Source organism: Skermanella aerolata KACC 11604, from assembly GCF_000936425.1.
Classification (GTDB): Bacteria; Pseudomonadota; Alphaproteobacteria; order Azospirillales; family Azospirillaceae; genus Skermanella; species Skermanella aerolata.
On sequence record NZ_AVFK01000134.1, the window covers coordinates 1 to 2,488 of the forward strand.

Annotated in this window: 4 protein-coding genes; 1 reads left to right on the top strand and 3 read right to left on the bottom strand. The window is 62.1% G+C overall.

The features are described from left to right. Together N826_RS38670 and N826_RS38675 are read right to left on the bottom strand one after the other, a co-directional pair. A partial coding sequence (locus N826_RS38670; protein WP_044437892.1) for an Hpt domain-containing protein occupies positions 1–575 on the bottom strand: 575 nt, incomplete at its 3' end. A gap of 194 nt (positions 576–769) precedes the next feature. Next, on the bottom strand, positions 770–1,102 hold the full coding sequence (locus tag N826_RS38675) for a hypothetical protein (protein ID WP_044437893.1): 333 nt from the start codon (positions 1,100–1,102) through the stop codon (positions 770–772). 294 nt (positions 1,103–1,396) lie between these two features. On the opposite strand from N826_RS38675, the gene N826_RS38680 reads away from it, so the two are divergent. Further along, on the top strand, positions 1,397–1,738 hold the full coding sequence (locus N826_RS38680) for a hypothetical protein (protein ID WP_147041359.1): 342 nt from the start codon (positions 1,397–1,399) through the stop codon (positions 1,736–1,738). Positions 1,739–1,868: 130 nt separating this feature from the next. Here the strand turns inward: N826_RS38680 and N826_RS44605 are convergent. Continuing rightward, the coding region (locus tag N826_RS44605) for a hypothetical protein (protein WP_044437897.1) at positions 1,869–2,488 on the bottom strand (620 nt) is incomplete at its 5' end.

Genomic DNA, 2,488 nt, shown 5'->3' on the forward strand with positions numbered 1-2,488 from the left:
GGTTCCCTGGCGGCGATCGTCGCCGGCACTTCCGGTTCCGGAGTGCTGACGACCGGCAGCGCGGGGATCGAAGCGGCGGGGACCGGAACGGCGGCCGCCGGTTCCCGCGCTGCGGGTACCGGCTCGAATACGAAGTCTGGCTTGGAGGCGACGGGCGCCGGAACAGCAGGGGCGGCTGGCGCGGCTGCGGGCACGTCGCGCCCTTCGGCGATGGCGTTCAGGCGGGCGATCAGGCCGCTGTCGTCGCCGGGCGGCTCCGCCTCGGTCGCTTCCAGCACCGACAGGATCAGCTTGATGGTATCAAGCGATTCCAGGATGGCCGAGACAGCCTGGGGGGAAACCTGCAACTCACCATCCCGGAACTTGCCCAGCACGTTCTCCGACGCGTGAGCGACATGCTCCAGGCGCGGCAGACCCAGGAAACCGCAGGTTCCCTTGATCGTGTGGACCAGCCGGAAGATGTTGCCCAGCAGTTCAGGATTGTTGGGGTTCTGCTCCAGCCGGACCAGTTGGGTGTCGAGCAGGCTCAGGCTTTCAACAGTCTCGGTTAGAAATTCTTGTAAAAGATCGTCCACGTCACTTGCTTTCTTCCAACAGGTCGGGAGAGCGGCCGAGTTGCGAACATTGTCGTGCGGATGACAATGGATGGAGCTTTGACAATCGGCCGATTTGGCTAAAAGTCGGTAAATGAGTAAGTGTCACTGGTGACTTTTACTCTCATCCTCACCCAGCGGATCCATTAGGCCATTCCGGAGCTTCTGGGCGTACTTCATGGATGCACGTCAAAACACATGCTGATCGCCGCATGACCGTCGACCACGCCGAATCGCTTTTGTGCCCGGCGGGGCAGCGGGATGTTGATCTCGAGACAGTAGCGGATCAGTGCCGCTCCGATCACGTCGGCGCCGAAGATCATGTCGTAGTCGTTGTTCGTTGTTTCGTGGCGGATCGTGAGCCGCACCGTCAGCGCTTCCTCGGGCAGCACGCTGCAGCCGATAATCCGGCCAACGAACAGCTTGTCGACCGCCATGCGGTTGTGCGACGTCAGCGCTGCGACCAATTCTTCGTTTGAAAAAACCAGCTGGCGTGTTTCTGTCGGCATGGCAGGGCTTCTGACTTCCGAACGGCGAGTTCCCGATAATCTTCCTGATAATACAAGATTGATTAAATTTCAGTGTGGCTGCCGCCGGTTTGGCTGAGGCTTCCTGACCGGTGGCTGCCGGAGCTGCTGCGTCGCTCGGCAAGGCACCAGACTTTTTCATTATCCTGATTTTAACGGAATTCTCGCCATCCTGGGGGACGCTTTTTCCGCCAGCCAACAACGGCGGAGTTCCAGAAGAAGAGTCATGACCCGCACCCTACACCCTGTCGCTGATCCCTTTGTCCCGGTCGAGCCATGACCGGCAAACCCGCTGAAAAGCGCAGTATTGCCTATCGAGCGTCGATGATGCGAGGCGGCACCTGGACAGCCAGCAAGCCGAGCAGCGCTCTGGACGAAGCCATGGCCCAGGCCAGGGACGCGCTTGCCAGCAGGCGGTTCGAGCGCGTCAGGGTGGAGCAGCTGTTCACCGATCCTTCGGCAAACCGGACGGTAACCACAACCGTCTTCGAACAGGCCGGCTCCCGGCGCGAGACATCGAACCTCGGCGTTTGGGCACTGCTGGGTGTTTCGGTGCTACTCGGGATTGCGGCCTTCTTCGTAACGCGCTTTCTGCTGGGCAACGGCCTTGTGTCGTGACCTGACATTTGCCTGACCAGCCGACGCACAGGTGTTAGGATCGACAACACAGGCAATCTTCTCCCGCCGTGTATCCGGATCGAGAGACTTGAGGCCGGTGTGGTCGATCCTGTTGCTCAAGCCTTGATGGTCAGCCCAGGTTGAACTTCGTGATGACGGCGGCAAAGTCGTCGCCGAACTGGCTCCCGACCCGGATCAGCGCGATGCCGTCCGGAACCTCCGCGACCGCGGTGTCGAGGCTGGTCAGCAGCGCCATCGGCACGGCCTGGGTTGGGGTCATGGCCTTCAGACCGCGCAGCAGGTCAAGGCCGCCCAGGCCGTCCATCACGGCCGAGGCGATGATCATGTTCGGCGGCATCCGCACCGCCAGCGCGATCGACTCGATCGGGTCGTGGACCACCACGGTCCGGAAGCCGCAGGCGGCGAGTTCGGTGCCGACCAGCCGGCTCACCACCTTCGAGGGTGTCACCAGCATGATCTCGACATCGCGCACCTCGATGTCGGTGATGTCGAACTCGTAGCGGACCGGCAGCGCACGGATGATCTGGTTGGTATCGGCAACGTTGGGACGCTCCTCCAGGTCAACCGCCTGGCCCAGACGATCGGCAAAGCGGGTGACGTCGGCAAGCTGCCGATCCGTCAGGCGGGTCAGGGTTCCGCCGAGATAGACTTCCAGCCGGTGGGCGATCAGGCTGACCAGTGGAAAGCCGCAGGAACTGCCGATGGCGCGCAGCTTGCCGGCCTCGCGCC

Coding starts and splice junctions, on each gene's coding strand:
- N826_RS38675 (WP_044437893.1), bottom strand. CDS start 1,102: ATGCCGACAGAAACACGCCAGCTGGTTTTTTCAAACGAAGAATTGGTC.
- N826_RS38680 (WP_147041359.1), top strand. CDS start 1,397: ATGACCGGCAAACCCGCTGAAAAGCGCAGTATTGCCTATCGAGCGTCG.